This is a genomic window from Bradyrhizobium sp. SUTN9-2 (assembly GCF_003122645.1).
Classification (GTDB): Bacteria; Pseudomonadota; Alphaproteobacteria; order Rhizobiales; family Xanthobacteraceae; genus Bradyrhizobium; species Bradyrhizobium yuanmingense.
The window spans coordinates 6,858,585-6,873,860 of sequence record NZ_LAXE01000001.1; the positions used below are offsets into that span (position 1 = coordinate 6,858,585).

12 protein-coding genes and 1 pseudogene are annotated in these 15,276 nt (G+C 60.7%); 2 read left to right on the forward strand and 11 right to left on the reverse strand.

Translation table 11 applies throughout. The features are described 5' to 3' along the window. From XF30_RS31830 to XF30_RS31870, 9 genes and pseudogenes are all read right to left on the reverse strand, one after another. Positions 1-727 (reverse strand): hypothetical protein (locus XF30_RS31830; RefSeq protein ID WP_244609053.1); only part of this gene is annotated, 727 nt, incomplete at its 3' end. Between the two features lie 47 nt (positions 728-774). Next, positions 775-1,815 carry a hypothetical protein gene (locus XF30_RS31835; protein WP_109144879.1) on the reverse strand — a complete coding sequence of 347 codons (1,041 nt, stop codon included), beginning with the start codon at positions 1,813-1,815 and terminating at the stop codon, positions 775-777. Positions 1,816-1,923: 108 nt separating this feature from the next. Beyond that, the gene (locus XF30_RS31840) at positions 1,924-3,180 is read right to left on the reverse strand and encodes a hypothetical protein (protein WP_146207761.1); all 1,257 of its coding nucleotides are present in this window, start codon (positions 3,178-3,180) and stop codon (positions 1,924-1,926) included. Between the two features lie 265 nt (positions 3,181-3,445). Further along, positions 3,446-4,120, reverse strand: coding sequence for a hypothetical protein (locus XF30_RS31845; RefSeq protein ID WP_109144881.1), 675 nt, complete (start codon positions 4,118-4,120; stop codon positions 3,446-3,448). Between the two features lie 36 nt (positions 4,121-4,156). Then, the gene (locus XF30_RS31850; protein ID WP_146207762.1) at positions 4,157-5,002 is read right to left on the reverse strand and encodes a hypothetical protein; all 846 of its coding nucleotides are present in this window, start codon (positions 5,000-5,002) and stop codon (positions 4,157-4,159) included. After that, positions 4,927-6,486, reverse strand: a complete 1,560-nt coding sequence (locus tag XF30_RS31855; RefSeq protein ID WP_109144883.1) for a DEAD/DEAH box helicase — start codon at positions 6,484-6,486, stop codon at positions 4,927-4,929. The genes XF30_RS31850 and XF30_RS31855 overlap by 76 nt, the downstream gene beginning before the upstream one ends. Positions 6,487-6,529: 43 nt before the next feature. Beyond that, positions 6,530-7,108: pseudogene (locus XF30_RS40210) on the reverse strand (AAA domain-containing protein); the annotation flags it as partial. Next, positions 7,035-7,685 carry a hypothetical protein gene (locus XF30_RS31865; protein ID WP_204524531.1) on the reverse strand — a complete coding sequence of 217 codons (651 nt, stop codon included), beginning with the start codon at positions 7,683-7,685 and terminating at the stop codon, positions 7,035-7,037. The gene XF30_RS31865 and the pseudogene XF30_RS40210, both read right to left, overlap by 74 nt. Further along, the gene (locus XF30_RS31870; RefSeq protein ID WP_109144885.1) at positions 7,616-9,922 is read right to left on the reverse strand and encodes an NERD domain-containing protein kinase family protein; all 2,307 of its coding nucleotides are present in this window, start codon (positions 9,920-9,922) and stop codon (positions 7,616-7,618) included. Before XF30_RS31870 ends, XF30_RS31865 begins: the two co-directional genes overlap by 70 nt. Positions 9,923-10,520: 598 nt before the next feature. Between XF30_RS31870 and XF30_RS31875 the strand changes: the two genes are divergently transcribed. Further along, positions 10,521-11,705: a hypothetical protein gene (locus XF30_RS31875; protein WP_109144886.1), complete on the forward strand. Its 1,185-nt coding sequence runs from the start codon at positions 10,521-10,523 to the stop codon at positions 11,703-11,705. Between the two features lie 456 nt (positions 11,706-12,161). On the opposite strand, the gene XF30_RS31880 is transcribed toward XF30_RS31875, so the two are convergent. After that, positions 12,162-12,593: a DUF5615 family PIN-like protein gene (locus XF30_RS31880; RefSeq protein ID WP_109144887.1), complete on the reverse strand. Its 432-nt coding sequence runs from the start codon at positions 12,591-12,593 to the stop codon at positions 12,162-12,164. Further along, positions 12,577-13,275 (reverse strand): DUF433 domain-containing protein, encoded by a 699-nt coding sequence (locus tag XF30_RS39635; RefSeq protein WP_244609054.1) that lies wholly within the window; start codon positions 13,273-13,275, stop codon positions 12,577-12,579. The genes XF30_RS31880 and XF30_RS39635 overlap by 17 nt, the downstream gene beginning before the upstream one ends. A gap of 480 nt (positions 13,276-13,755) precedes the next feature. On the opposite strand from XF30_RS39635, the gene XF30_RS31890 reads away from it, so the two are divergent. Beyond that, entirely contained in the window at positions 13,756-15,069 is a 1,314-nt protein-coding gene (locus tag XF30_RS31890; protein ID WP_109144888.1) for a DUF2130 domain-containing protein, read from the forward strand. Positions 15,070-15,276: the final 207 nt, after the last annotated feature.

Consider the following 15,276-nt stretch of genomic DNA (forward strand, 5'->3'; position numbering starts at 1 on the left):
GCAAAACTTGGTCGGCAAGTTCGGGGCTCGGCTTGCCATCCATCTCCGCGATCACGGTCTCGATGACGAAGATGTCGCCTTGCGTGAGACCGAACGCCAACCACTTCATCCGGTCGACAAACGCGCCACCGAAGTCGTAATCGAACGCGCCGCCGTCGTGGTAGAGAAGGCGGATGCGCCTGGTCTGGGGAAAGAACGCATAGTCCTTGGCCCAACCCGATTCCGGCTGGAAACCGCCAATCTCCCGGCCAACCTGTAGATCGAACACGGTGAGCCGGTTGCCGTCTGCGCTCGGCGCGTTCGCCGTCTGGCAAGCCGCGAAACGACCATCGGCCGAGACGCCGTTGTTGAAGAGGTTGGCCATGAAATGGCGCGACACCAACGTCTTCCCATCGGCGCCGAACGCGTGGAAGGTGCCGCTAAGCGTCTCCAGCCCGCCCCAATCATTGAGGATGAAGACGCCGCCATCCGTCACTGCGCCATCGTTGGGGCGCGGCATCCGGCCCTCGACGACGACCCGTTTTCCATCGAGCAGGAGATAACGCCCGGTCCGGCACTGATCGGGGCCGCCATCGGCCCAGGCCAGTGTAAAGCGCCCGTTCGGCGAGCGCGCGCGCAACCCTATAAAATCATGCGAGGCGATATGAATCGTGTTGCCGAAGTCGAAATCCTCTTCGTCGGCATCGCCACGCGGTGGATCCTTCGATCCGGTCAGCCAGTTCCACATTCCCATGCCTTAAGATAGCAGGGCGAGCCCTTCCCGTGAGGAAGCCGTCACGCCGTCTGTGGCTCGGCCGAGACGAGATGCCGGATCAAGTTTGATAGGAAGAAATAGAGCCCGACCAGGCCCTGACGGGCTTCGGCCACGGTAACCTCGGCATGGACACCCTTGGAGGCGAGGTCGTTGAGCCGACGGAAGAAGACGTCGAGATGGTCGAGCTCGGCCATCAGCAGGTCCCGGGCGTTGGAATTGCGCAGCTTGACCCGGGTGAATTCCTGCAGGCGGTTGAGGTATTGCTGGTCGCCGAGCTTGCGTTGCTGCCCATCTACACAGGTGACCGGGTCCTCACTCGTGACCGGCCAGAACAAATCGGCAGCCGCCTTCATCGCGCGACGCACCTCGGTCAGCACGAGCGCACAATCCTCGCCATCCTTCGAGGCGGCAAGTTGGCTTGCCTTGATCAGCTTCTGCACAACGTCGTCCGACCGACCCTTGAAATAATTGTGCACCTCCCCCTGCACGCTGTGCAGGAAGTTGCTTTGCTGCCGGCCCGCGTCGAGCTGGCGCTCGATCTCCAGCGCGTAGTTGAGGCAGCGGGTCTTGAGACGAGCCTTGATCGTATGCAGCCCGGCAAGCCGCGTCCGCACGATCCCTTTCTGCTCCATGGCGCTAGCCGTGAACTCTGCCATATCGTACTGCGACAGGCCCGGCGGTGGCACGAGGTCGGGCAAAGTGTCCTGCCAGCGCTTGATCTCGGACTCGATCTCACCTGCCGCGACCATCAGGACGTTGGCGCGGTCGCCTTCCGCCTTGCTATTATCAGGATCGACCCCCTCGATCGTATGCAACTCGAGGAAACGCTCCAGCGACCGCTCGAAGATGAACTTCTTGGCCTCATCGTTGAGGTGCCGCGTTTCGATGAACAGCGCCCGCGCGATCTCGGTCTTGCTCGGGTAGAGCTCGCGAAGGAAGATGGCTGAGAACAGGAAGTCCTTGCTTGCGCGCGCGACGCGCAGGCAAGCCATGACCGCGTTTTCAACTCGGTCATTCTCGATATGGTCGTGGATGCGTTCGAGCGCGGCAGAAAAATCCATGGCATCACGAAGACAAGGGACGAATCTTCACATCATCGCATGGATCAGTCTTCGCCGCGACATTTTCGAGCCCTGACCAGCCATCCGCGGTCGTAGGGTTTGTGCGAGCTATTCCTCGTCCCCGTGACGCACTGCGGCAATGTCGTAAAGCTCAGCCAACCATGCCGCGACGGCGGCGTCGCGTTCGTCCTGCGATCCCATCCGCAGCTCCACCGCGACCTGCCGCTCGTCGACCTGGATCGGTTGACTGATCTGGTGGCGGCCGATACCGAGGCGCTTTCCGCGCAGACCAACGCCGCCCATGATCACGCGCAGCGGCGTGCCGTTACCGTAGCGATTGGACAACCCCACGAAATTCTCAAGCACGCGCCCGAAGATGTTTTGCACGTTCGTGGTCGGGATCAGATCGTCGCCCTGGTGATGGACGAACATCTCCGTGGTCACGGCCCAGAACTCGCCGTTAGGAAACACTTGGGTGAAGGCGCGGGGTTCGGTGGCGGTACCATGCGGTTCGTAGGTGATGGCGCCATAGGCGTTGCGGTCGCCGACGCCCATATAGAGATTGCGCAGAAGAAGATCGACGCGCCGGTTCAGGACGTCGTCGTAAAGCGGTGTGAGCTTGAGCGGTGTCGCGCGCGCCCGGACCGGCATCAGGCGCAGATAGAGCGCCTGCCGCTGGCTGAAGCGGTAATCGATCGCATCCGGCGCCGGCGCATGGTTCTGCGCGAGAATCTCACTCAATTGGAAGAACACAGCCTTGGTAAAGGTCGTTGGCGTCGGGACATGCTCCGGCGCTGCAGCCGCCGCCATGGTGAGATAGGGACGGAGTGCCGCGACGAACTGGGCCTTGAGCTTGTCGCGTTCTGCCTTGATTTCCGCCTTGGAGGCGCCGGGCACGAGGGTGTAGTTCAACGGCCAAGATTTTTGCCGCAGATCGAACGGCAACGCGTCGCCATCGCCATAATGAAGGTTCTGCACCATTAGCACACGCCGCGCGCCGAGCGCGCGGTGCGCGTGCCCGTATTCGATCGCAACGTTAGAATTGATGAGCTTCTTGCCGTCGGATGTTTCGCCGACAAGGGTCACGTCGGCCAGGAACACGTCGGCCTGCTCGATCTTCTCGAAGATCGTTGCCGCAAGATCCGGGCTTCCCGGCACGCCCTGCCGGTCAGAGTCCATCACAAGGCACGACGCGGCCTCGCGCTCGACAGGTTCCAGCAGTTCCTGGCCGGTCTTTAGCGCTTGAATGGCTTCGCGCAGCGCGTCGCGCACGAAGAAGCGGCCGATCTCCCTTGGGATGTCCGACTGCCACGACCAGAAAATTATCACGCGACAACACTCCTTCGATTCTGCGAACCGGATCACACATTAAGTGCGTCCTGCGATCAGCTTCAAGGCGCGTCCGCTGGCGCAGGCCGGGCTCTCGTGCACCGGGCCGCAAAGCTCCGTCCCCAGAGGGCCTCGATCCCAACGCTGTATTTTACCGCGCTTGCTAAGAGGCTCTACCCGTCGCGCGCCAGCATTCGTGCCCATGGCCTACTGTGAAGCCCCATGATTGAACCGGAGATCGCGCCACAGCCGGAAAAACCGGCGGCTATCGCCGCAAGGGATGTGTCGATGGGTGATCTTTTCAGTCGAAACTTCGATCGAGTAACGTACGCAATTCCGTTAGATTCATTCCGTTGTCAGCTACTGTGTAATAGCGACTGCATTCCTGTAATACGCTCTGAATGCGCTCGATCACCTGATCATCGAACGTCAGAATACCAACGGGAACGGGAAATGAATGGGCGGCTTCCACCGGCAAATGGATGGAAATGGCCGCTATCAGACCAGGCACAAGCAATATTTCAAGCCCTGGCGGGATGCCCGCTACATCGTGTCCGGAGACGACGAGGTCGAACGCCTCGCGAAGGTGGTTTAGCGGCCTTCCAGCTACAAGAGCTATCGAGCGAGGTCGTTCGTTGTCCGGCCCCTGCTGGTCGTCCGCACCTAGCCGATCGTTGATCTGATCCAGCATGACGGGCAGCACACGCGTGGCGCCCCAGACGGATATTTGCGGCAGCAGCCAGACGCAGGAGCTGGGACGCGCCTTGCGTAAATCCGCGGCATTCCTGAGCGCGTCCGTCACCTTACGGAAGTTCGCGTTGGTGAAGAGCGAGCCGACGACCGCGTCGGTGAGGGCGGGAACCGACGGAATCTCGGTGCTCGACTTCGCCCCTGTGCCCCCTCTTAGCAAGAGGCTGGGGCTTATCTCGCTCCCGCGTGCGAACGACGCCATGAACTCGGGCGCTACCTCGCTCAAGAGATTCAGGCCGTCCGCATCTCCCGGGTGCCGGTCTCACGAAAGGCCGGCAAGAAACGATGCGCAACTTTCTACGACCTCGCCGCGATCCTCGATCTCGTATCCGACCTTCCAGTCGGAGAGGTCAGGCTCGATCGTACTCGGCTGTCGAAATCGCGACTTCGCAACGACGCGCACGACGTTACTAAAGCGATTGCCGGGTTCGACGTGATCGACAGAATAGAGAAATCGTCGCTTCTGCGGATCGTTGCGCATCTTCGCTGAGAATTCTCCGTAGAAGCGGCGGAACCTGTCCCGCACGGTGTCTCTGGCGGCGGCGACACGTGCCGTCTCGATGACATTGAGCTCGGGAAGCCATTGATCGAACTTGCTGAAGGATTCCGCAACGGACGGTGCGAAGGAGAGTAGATCGAAGCCGGCCCGGACGGTCCTTTGTTCGACCTCGTAGATCACGGGCTCCTCTTCGCCGTCCTTGAACAGACCACGGCCGATCGCGGTGAGCCAAAGGCGGCCGTTCCGCCGTTCTACGTATCCCGACTCCTCAGCTTCTCTCAGGACAAAGCTTCTTTCGTCGGCATTGAAGCCGAAGAACTTCTCGAAATCGGTCTCGTCGAATCCGTCAGAGGCGCGGAGCAGCCGGAGAAGGAACTCCGCCGTCATCGACACTCGGCCAGACTCGGTGACCTTGTGCTTCACCTCGAAATTCCTGCATGGAAGCAGGAGATCGAAGACCGCGACGTCGAACGACTCGTCGTAGTCGAGCGTTCGAGTGCCTCTCGGCAGCGAAAGCCTTGGCTTGCTTGGGCTCATCTCTTCTTCCCCCGCAAATTCCTCCTGCCTTTCGACCCCTGCGGCCGTGATGGCGGTGGACCACCACTCCATTCGTCGAGCCGCGATACATCGACGAGACGCGCGGAGCTCGAAGACAATTCGCGCTCGAACGCCTGTGCGACGCGATTCATCGGCCCGCTTAGGGGCCACCGGGTTCGCGCACCGACTATGACCAGACGATCCATCGCCCTGCTCAAGGCGACATTGATGCGGTTGGGACGGACCATGAATCCTTGAGTGATCGTCCTTCGCCTGAATTCTTCCGGACCGCTGTAGTTGTTGCGCACGAGCGAAAGAACGACGATCGGATTCTGCTTCCCTTGATAGCTGTCCACCGTGCCGACCGTCACGTTCGACTTTATTGTCTCACTGAGGCCCGATAGGCGGAGACGATGCCGGATGAGATCCCGCTGGGCGGCGTAGGTGCAGATGATGCCGATCGTCGATCCCGGCGTCCGGTCGAGATACGGCCGGAACGCCCGGTCGCTATCCCAAAACTTTAGTAGCTTGATGATCGCGTCGGCTTCGACGTTGTTCACGAGGCTGGACCCGCCCCTCGGATCGGGATCCTGGAACCATCTCAAGAGCAGATTGTCCGTCGCCACCCACGTCACTGCTCGGTCCAGAATCCTCGGCAGGTGCTTCGGTGGGATAACCGGGTCGGTGCGTTCATGCGTGAGTTCTCCGCCGTAAAACGAGGCCGACACCATCCGCCCTATTGGGGCGAGCATCCGATGCTGCTGGGTAAGCTTTCGACCGGCTTCCCGACCGTAGCGCGAGTCGAACATGCGTTCGAAATCGCTGCGGACGATCTCGCGCTTGGGGAGACCAGTGGCCGCGGCGACCTCCGATATGACTTCGGGCCTGTGATGTGGCTCCAATTGCGCCTGATCGCCGACGAGGACGATCCATCGGCCCGATTGGATGGGCACTGCTAATTCGCTCGACGTGCACCGAGCCGCCTCGTCGACGACGACCAGGTCGAAGGGCGTCTTCCTCAAACCAAGCGACGTGCGGCCGAGTCCCACGCAGGTGCCCGCGACGATCTGGCGCGTTCCCGCCAGGAAGCTCTCGAAACTTCTTTCCGGTGTCGAGACCGACCCTATGAGGTCGGCAGTTAGATTGAAGATCGAGGCGAAGCGATCCGTTATATCGAGATTGCTGATCGAATGCTCCGAGGCGACATGCTGGGCGAGCGCATCCATGAGTCGTCCATCCTCTATCGCTGCCTGGACTTCCGGTTCGCCCGCGCCGATTTTGCCGGCCATGCGGACGATGGTTCGCCGCAGTCCAGCCGACCGTTTGTCCTCGGTGTCCTCCGCCGCCGCCGCGATAAGATCGCGATAGCGGACCCATACTGGGCGGATCGACTGATAGATGTGCAACAGCTGATCGGATGCAGCCGACGAAATTCCGAGATTCGTGGCCGCCACTCTCATCCGGCCCTTCAGATCCGCCTGGAGCTTCTGCTTGTAACCCGTTTCCACCCGCGCCGCGTGGTATGGCAGAAGCCGGTCGGAGATCCTGACCGACACGCACGATCGCGGGGCGCGCGCTCGGTCCGAACAACGTGAGAACCGCTTCCGCTGCGTTGTCGACGGCGTCGTTCGACTGGCTGGCAAGCAGAACGTTTCTGGCGAGATTCTTGGACAGGGCGAAGTGGACCAAGGCCGCGATAAACTTGGTCTTACCCGTTCCCGGCGGACCCTGAAGGAGGCCGACCGGCTGGACGCGGGTCAGGAATTCGAATGCGTTCGCTTGCGTGTCGTTCAGACCGTAGGTGGTCTTGACCTCCGCCGCCGTAACGATCCTATCCGAGAGGGTCGGCGCGGAAAGGCTTCGCACGTCGAAAGTATCGATGAGGTCGCGGACGATGCTTTGGCGACGGAGGATCCTGTCCGAGGCCGCTTCGCGGCGGGAGCGGCTCGTCGTCTCCCAATGGCTCAGAAAGCGTAGCTTCGTCTCGTCGGCGATCAAGCCGTCTCGCGCGTCCGGAAACCGTCGGCTCGCATCGATCGCGATCACCCCACGGCGGGATCTTTCGATGTCGAGAAGACCGACGTCCCGCCACATTCCGCGGCGGTCAAGACGCTCGACGAAGACCTTGTCTTCGCGGGCGAAGTTCAACTCGCCCTGTTCGAATTCGAGCCACGACATGCCGGCCGATTTCGCGCCGATAGACGCTCTCGTTGGCGGTGATTCCCTCGACCGAGAAGTCTTCTTCCGCCGACAGGAGCGATTGCCACAGAACCGGAACGTCGACCTCCGCGGCAGGAGCTTCCGATACAATGTCCGCGGCAAGCGCGTCCTCCGCGAGATCGCCGCCCATGTCGCCGCCCGCGACCTCCGTCTCGACGCTCTCGGCTTCTGGGGCCTCGGGTTCTGGTGATTCTACGACAAGCTCGCTGCTGCGGATCCGCCATGCCTTCTGAAATCTGTCATCGTCCAGGATGAGACTGAGGTCTCCGAAATCGTTCATGGTCGAGGAGACGACGTGCAGTTCGATCTCCAGCCGAGCGAATTCATGTCGCGAATATTTGGCGACCTGCTGCTGCGAAAGCGTTTTCCTCTTGGCGCTCAAGGGACGGCCGTCGGAAGACATTCGCACCACGATCTCCTCGGAGGCGCCGCGTATCATGAAGACCGGTCCATCCCTTCCGAGCCTCAGACCGAATACGCCTTCGTCCGGGAGAAGTTGGCCTGGCTCCGCGCTCTTGATCGACAGCCGTACCACCGGCTTCGGTGGCTCGATTTTGGCGCGAGGATTCTTTCGATGCACTCGGATAAAGGAAGCAGACTTGCGTTTGCAGGCGGCCCTTCCCTGCATTCCCGTATCGCCTTCGTCAGAGCGATCGCGTCCGTTCCGCCAACCTCGCACGCCAAGAAGACCTCTTCGGCGATCTTTGTCAGCGCGAAGCGATCCCTGGCGAACCGGTCGCCCCCCGACATTGGAGCGTACGCTGCTGAGACGACCTCGCCGTCGCCTTCGGCGGAAAACTCGAGAAAATCGATCAGTACGGGCGTCTGCTCCTGACTGGCCGGCACTAGGATGTTCGCCGGCTTCAGATCGCCATGGGCGAACCCGCTCTGATGGAGATCGACGATCAGCCGGCATAGCTTCCCAATAAGCAGAAGTCCGCCTTCGGCCGACGCGAGCTGGCCCGCTCTGCCGGCTATGGTTTCCTGGAGCGTCGGAAGGTCGATCCATTCCCGAAGCACGACGATCGCGTCCGGTATCCAGGCGACCTTCCGGATCGGAGCACACCCTGGCGGCGGAGAGACCCTCAGGAAGTCCGCTCGTTCGAGAAAATCAAGGATGCGGGGCCGTTCACTCTGCTGCCCACCCCACGCCGAGCTCTTCCACATCTTGACGAAGACCTGCGCACCTTCGTAGTGGCTCATCCAGCTCTCGGAGAAATCGTTCGCGGAAATGTCCCGATCGCACGGCAACTCCGCCGAGATCTGCCGCTGTGTCTTCCAGACGCGATACCGCTCCAGCCTGGCCAGCGTCTCGTCCGACGGGAGAGGCGCGTTGGCCGCCGCATTGAAGGCGTCAAGCATCGCTCCGGCGTCGGCGAATCGTGAGCTGCCGGCCCATGAAAGCGCCTTCTCGAACCAAGCATGGATAGTTTGGAACGAGTCGTCCGCATCGACCAACCGGTCCCATTTCGGCGGTGCACCGGGGGACGGAGCCGGGGGAGCCACGTCGAAGACCATCTGATGGGCGACGACGCCGGCGAGGAAGCAATCCTTCGACTTCGGATTCGCGGCGCTGCCGTCGGCTTCGTCGGGTATCTTTGTGGAAGATAGAAACGAGTAGCGGCGCTCTCCGAGCGATTCGACATCGTCGATACGCGCGGCCAGCAGGTGCGAAAGCCTTACGAGCGTCGGAGGTTCGACCCAAACGCTGTGGGATCCGATATCCAAATGCGCCGCATCCTGATCGTGGATAGCTTTCACTTTTGCCAGGAACTGGCGGACGAGTTCCAGCCGTTCGAGCTTGGCAAGATGCCGCGCTTCCGTGGCGGTGAATTCCGCTAGACGCTTGAGCCGCCGGCGAGTCTCGAAGACTTCCCAATAGCCGACGCCGCGTTCGCCGTCGTCCACCTTCGGTTGGAGTATCATCGCCCCGATGTTCGGGTTGCGGTCGTTAAGGTAAGCGATCACCTTGCGTTCGCGGCCTGCGATTTCGTTTCGGCCGGTTTCGGTTTGGAAGCGCGTGTCGAGCTGCGAGAAGTCCCATCGTCGTAAAAGTCCGGTCGCAGCACTGACGTTCTCGTCTTCGACATCGAACTCCAGATATGCCTGGTGCGTAAAGGTCGGCCTATCGGAGAGCGCGCGGTACGGACCGTAGCGCCGCGTGCCGGGCCTGAAGGGCCCGTCCGAAGCATTGAAGAAGGAAGCGAAGAACGACCGCCATGGGCTTCCCGCTACCGTCAGCGGATTTCGCTGGTCGACGTGGTGCGGTGATCCGAGAAACGCCGCTCGCGTGTCAGCGGCGACGATGAAGCGCATGAAGTCGTCGAGCATGAATGCGCTGGACTTCTCATTGCTGACGATCTCGTCCAGCGTCGCCGGTCCGCATTGAACGACGATGCCCTGGATCAGCGGCGCGCGCAATTTCGCGCTGTCCAGGCCGTGCTGTTCGTTGTGTTCGCGCAAACGGGCCCTGAACGCTTCAACAACCGTGCGTGCGACGAACCGAATTTTCGACACTGGCGAACCCATGTCGAGGTTGCCATGGTACCATCGGCCGTCGCCGCAAGTGATCCGCTGCTTCCAGTCCTTCAGGTCGACAAGCAATACCCGGTCGTCAGTGACCATGATGGCATCGATCTCGCGGTACCGTCCCGGCCCGACAGAGACCTCCAGGTTCGTGTAGGCGTACCATCGCTCGGGCAGATGCCTTAGCTGTCCGAGACCGTGGATCTCGCGCGCATGGACGCCCTGCCCCTGGTTTCTGATGTCCATGCGGACCTACCTCTGGATTAATTCCTTTGTCCTATAGGATTCGATTGCCGCAAGGTATTTGAATTGTGGATGGATCTCGCTTCATCTTGTAGGCGAATCGCTCCGGAAATGGCCGATTCGTCCAGAGTTCGAGATTCGAGGCTTTCTTTCGCAGGAATGGTCGTCTACCGGCGCCCCGGATGCGGCATACATGGCCCGTCGCGACCGAATTCCGGTCAGTTGAATGCGTCCAAGACAGGCGACCTTCTGATCGCTCTGGAAGAACTCGTTGGGCCGGACGCTCGCCTCTACGCAAAGAGCGGCGACTGCGCACCCGCAAGCGTACCGTGGCCAGCGCTCTCTTTTCCGCATTGAGGCGTTGCCAATGCATTCGGCGGCATCTATGCCGATGGCAGAAACGTCGTGATCACGTTCGGCGGCGTCATCGAGTGTACGGTGCATGTGGACAAGATCACCGAACCGCCGCAGGCAAGGTGATCGTCGAAGGATCGAGGCCATCAGCATGTTCGACGTTGCTAAGGCCATGATCGATGCCTGGGGCTGACGCACCGCGGGCGCTCATATCACGAAGTTTCAAGATCGCGCAGCGGGAGATCCCATGGCAGACGAAGAGTCGGGCGAGGCCCAGTCGGACGAGCGTGTGTCGACATTCCGTGTGCTGGCGCGACAGCCGCTTTCGCTCGACATCGGCAGCGGTGGCATCCACGAACTCGACATCCAAGGCGTCTCCTGCCGGGTCGCGGTCAAACCCGCCCATTCGGACCTCGCAAAGCGGAAGGAACTCGGAGGCACAACGCTCGCGATCGAGTTTCTTTCGGATCCCTATCTCGATCTCTTCGAGGCGGCCCGTGCCGGCTTCGAACTGATCGAGGATTTCCTGTCGGCGATCACGGTCGTCTCCGGCACGACGTTCGGCCCCAGCGAGTTGCTGCAGGTCGCACGACTTGACGGAGCCGATGGGCAGAACTGCGAGTTCATGATTTTCATGCCGTTGCCGCTGAAACATTGGCACGAGGAGATCTCGGGAGAGAAGCTGAAATCCGTACGTGGTCTTCTGGCGCACTGGGACGGGCTCGAATGCGGACATCGCCTCCGCCGCGCTGCCCGGCTGTACCGTTCGGCCGCAGGGAACGTCGACGACATCGACGCCTTCCAGGAGGCCTACATCGGCCTTGAGGTTCTCGAGAAACCGCTCGCATCGATGGCCGGCTTCGAGAAGCACGGGACGGAGCAGATCAAGGGATCGTGCGAGAAGTGCGGCCACGAATATGTGCGCAACCGGACGACCTTGGTCGGGGTGCGTGCGTTCGTGCACGGCGCCATCGACACCGAGAAAGCCGATCCGGACCGCAAGGCGGACTGGAAGCTGCTCAACAAGCTGCGCAATGATTTGACGCACGGCCTGGTCGACGAGAACGATCTCGGCGAAAAGCCTCAGCGCGGCCTCACCGCCGCGATGCACTACCTGCATCACGGGATCTGCGTCTTGTCGCACGCATCCAACCTCACAAGCAGCCAATACCGGCTTGCAAGAGGGGGCATCGAATACGTCTTGATGGGCAGATATCGTGCGCGCGAATGGCCTTCGCTTTCGGATTGGGGGCAAGTCGTCGACACCTCGCAATTCTCCTGGGTGCAGCACGCGAACCACGACTGGGTGCCGCAGATAACCTTCAACGTTCGAGGCCTGGAGGACCTGGAAGTCTGCGTCGGCAGGTTAACGAAGCCGAGGTCGACGGCTTCGATGGATGACGTCAAACCGACGCCCATCGAACACGAATAGACGTTGAAGAGGACGATGCCATCGGTGTTTGCACAGATAACGCACCGCATCATGGATGTCGCATCAGTCCTATATCGGGGCACCAAAAGCGTCCGCCCATCGCATGTCGGCGAATGGACGGCCGAAGCGAAGCGGAGGCGGAAGGATGGCACCCGCTTTCGGGGCAGTGATAGCGACGCCGGAACGGCGGGACCCGACAGCGAGTGCAGTGCGAGACCGGTTAACAAGGCACCCGCGCGACGGGCAGTGATAGCGATCGCGGCAAAGCCGCGAGCCCTTCGTGCGAGTGCCTCCGGCGAGCAACACATGATGAGCGCGAGGATCGAAGCCGAAAGGCCGAGACTCCAAGGCTCGGTTCACGAGAGCCGGTCCGGCTTTGCCGGACGCGCCCCCAGATCTCGGTCGCTGTTTTTCAAGGAGGAATGACGCCGACCGGAACAAAAAGATATCACGCACTTACTCGTCGGAAGCCGTCGGAAGCGCATAGCGGTCGACGACGATCTCATCGGAGCGAGCCGTCTCCAGGGTCAGTTCTAGAACCATGTTGACGAGATCACCGTCTCTATCGATTTCATCGAGCGCGGCGTCAAACAGTTCGCGCTGCATATCGAGATCCATTCCCTCTGGGCCGTTGAGGCAAATGAGGCCTGCATGTATGTCAGTTCGCTGATACTGGCCGCGCGTTCCCGGTGCAGATTCTGGCCCACGAAAGTCATAGGCGTTGCGGGTTACAAGAGTCCAATCGCCTTCAAGGACTATCTTGAGCAAGTCCCAATCCTTGAATGCCTGGCGACCGATCCAGACGACATGAGAGCTTTCGCCATGGCCGCGCTCGCGCGCCATGTGCACTAACTCAGGACTCAGACATTCATCAACGAGAAGCTTCATGCCGCCGTCGCCGAAGGACCTTTCGCGACGGCGACGTTGCCATAGGGCGCCGCACTTGCCGTGGACGGCCCCGGGGCGGCGTCGCCTTGGCATAGAGAATTGCTAACTCGATGAGCTCTCGTGTCAGGCTTGGATAGGCCTCCTGAAGCCGGCGCATCGGAACGCCTGCAGCAGCGGATGCCGCAACATCATAGACAGGCACGCGCGTTCCCTTGATCACGGGCGTACCGCCGAGGATTTCCGGATCTTCCGTTACGGTGGCACGAGCTCGCGTCAGCTTGTCGTGTTCGGCCAACGTGTCCGCAATGAAGCGATCGAAGTTCAGCGTCAGGAAGTGATGTTCGATCTTCCAATGTGGACGCTTGTGTCGCCAGGTCTTGATCAATCGCACGATGGCCTTCGCGTTCATCTCGCCGCAAAGCGTGTCGATCGCATATTTGCGCTCTTGTGCTGTGAGGGACGGCGCGGCGTCATAATAGAAACGAATGAGCGCACAAGCTCCGGCCCAAACCCGCCGACTGTCCTCGTTTGTATAGAGATCCTCGGGGAGAATGCGTTCGTCGATCAACCGGTTGACGTCGCGCACGTCAACGCCTGCCACGACGGCGGCCTCGGGGGTCGTGAGTAGTTCAGGCTCCGTTGACATGTCGGCACCAATAATTCTTCCGATCCATCGGAACATATAATTTCTAGCGTTGAAAAACAAGGCCCGCGGGCAAGCTTGGCCGCGGTCACGGCTTTCATTTTTACCTTCGTTCCTGTTGCCAGGAGCTTGACTCCATGTTCTCTTTTTGTTCTAGTGGCTTTCTGAGGGCTAAGACGGCGCGTCTAGAGACACGATGTACGGGGTATCCGTAGGATTGAGGACGGCACGGAATCCGCGCCTCGACGGGAATCGATCAGACAAAAGTCCCTTTGTTGTTGATGGCGATACGAGCTCGGTCTCCAAACGCCGCCGAGCAGCAGCCGAAGGCCGCCAGATGTCCGCGCGGAAAATCACGGCTGCATTCGGACGGTTTCGGTGGAAAAGCCAAAGCCGGTGCTCGCAACCTTCGACCGGGGCGTGGAAATCGCGGTACAGCCGCATAACAACGGTGGCGAGCCTCGCCGGATAGCCTTTTAGGTCCGGCAGCCTTGGTCTGATCGATGACGGAGACGACTCTTGACCTTCAGAGCAAACGCGGTCGGCACCGTTCATGAACCCATCCTTCGATGCCCCAACTGCAATCACGAGATCCCGCTAACCGAATCTCTTGCCGCACCGCTCTTGGCTGAGACCCGGCAACGCTTCCAGGAGCAGTTGGCCAGCAAGGATGCCGAGGTTTCGCGCAAGACCGAGGCGCTGCGGCTGGAGCGTGAACAGCTCGCCAGGGACCGGGAGCAGGTTGAGGAACAGGTTTCGAACCGCCTGGCCGCCGAGCGCGGCCAACTGATTGCTGCGGAAGCCAAAAAAGCCCGCGAGGCGGCGGCCGCTGAGCTCCTCGCCAAGGAAGTCGAGGCCGTAGAGCTTCGGAGAAGCTTGGAGGTCAACAATGCCAAGCTTGCCGAGGCGCAGCATCAACAAGCGGAGGTGATGCGTCGGCAGCGCGCCCTGGATGACGAAAAGCGCGAACTCGATCTGACTGTCGAAAAGCGCGTTCAAGCGTCGATCAGTCAAATTCAGATCAAAGCCCGCCAGGAAGCTGATGAAGCCGCTCGGCTGCGCGTCGCTGAAAAAGATCAGACGATCGAGTCGATGGCTCGCACGATCGAGGAACTGAAGCGCAAAGCTGAGCAAGGCTCTCAGCAGTCACAGGGCGAAGTGCTTGAGCTTGAGCTCGAGGTACTGCTGCGTGGGCGTTTTCCGACCGACTTGGTCGAGGCTGTCGGCAAAGGCGAGCTGGGTGCCGATGTTGTCCAGCAAGTCAATGGTTCGATCGGTCAAGCCGCCGGCATCATCCTCTGGGAGTCCAAACGCACCAAAGCGTGGAGCGATGGGTGGTTGGCGAAGTTGCGCGACGACCAGCGGCGTTGTGGGGCGGACGTTGCCCTTATCATTTCCCAGGCTCTTCCGAAGCACATCGAGCATTTTGATCTAGTCGACGGGGTATGGGTCGCTCATCCGCGCTATGCTCTCCCGGTTGCTGTCGCTCTTCGTCAGACCCTTATCGAGGTCAGTGGGTCGCGCCTAGCGCAGCAAGGACAACAGACCAAGATGGAACAGGTCTATCAATATCTAACCGGCATCAAGTTCCGGCAGAGGGTGGAAGCTGTTGTTGAGAAATTCCACGACATGCGCGAGGATCTCGACAAGGAGCGCAAGTTTATGGGCAGGCAGTGGGCCAAGCGCGAGACGCAAATCCTGTCGGTGATCGAGTCTACTGTGGGCATGGTCGGCGACCTGCAGGCGATTGCCGGCAAAGCAATGCCGGAGATTCCAAGCCTCGATATGCCGCTACTGGAGAGCTCGGCAGAGACGGAACGAAGGGCTGGATGATGGTCTGGGAAGCCGCGAACCTTTCTACCGCGCGGGAATTTTTGGAATGGCAGTCGTAGCATCGTGACGTAGTGCTGCGCGGCTAGTCTACTGCCAGCAACGCCAAAGGCGGCTCTCCAACAACGCCGTTGTCCGAAGTCGGAATCTTAAGGCGGCGATCAGGATTGAGGATACGCGCTCCACGTCGAAGACCGCATAAGCAAGATG

Coding starts and splice junctions, on each gene's coding strand:
- XF30_RS31870 (WP_109144885.1), bottom strand. CDS start 9,922: ATGGACATCAGAAACCAGGGGCAGGGCGTCCATGCGCGCGAGATCCAC.
- XF30_RS31880 (WP_109144887.1), bottom strand. CDS start 12,593: ATGAAGCTTCTCGTTGATGAATGTCTGAGTCCTGAGTTAGTGCACATG.
- XF30_RS31850 (WP_146207762.1), bottom strand. CDS start 5,002: ATGGAGTGGTGGTCCACCGCCATCACGGCCGCAGGGGTCGAAAGGCAG.
- XF30_RS31835 (WP_109144879.1), bottom strand. CDS start 1,815: ATGGATTTTTCTGCCGCGCTCGAACGCATCCACGACCATATCGAGAAT.
- XF30_RS39635 (WP_244609054.1), bottom strand. CDS start 13,275: ATGTTCCGATGGATCGGAAGAATTATTGGTGCCGACATGTCAACGGAG.
- XF30_RS31875 (WP_109144886.1), top strand. CDS start 10,521: ATGGCAGACGAAGAGTCGGGCGAGGCCCAGTCGGACGAGCGTGTGTCG.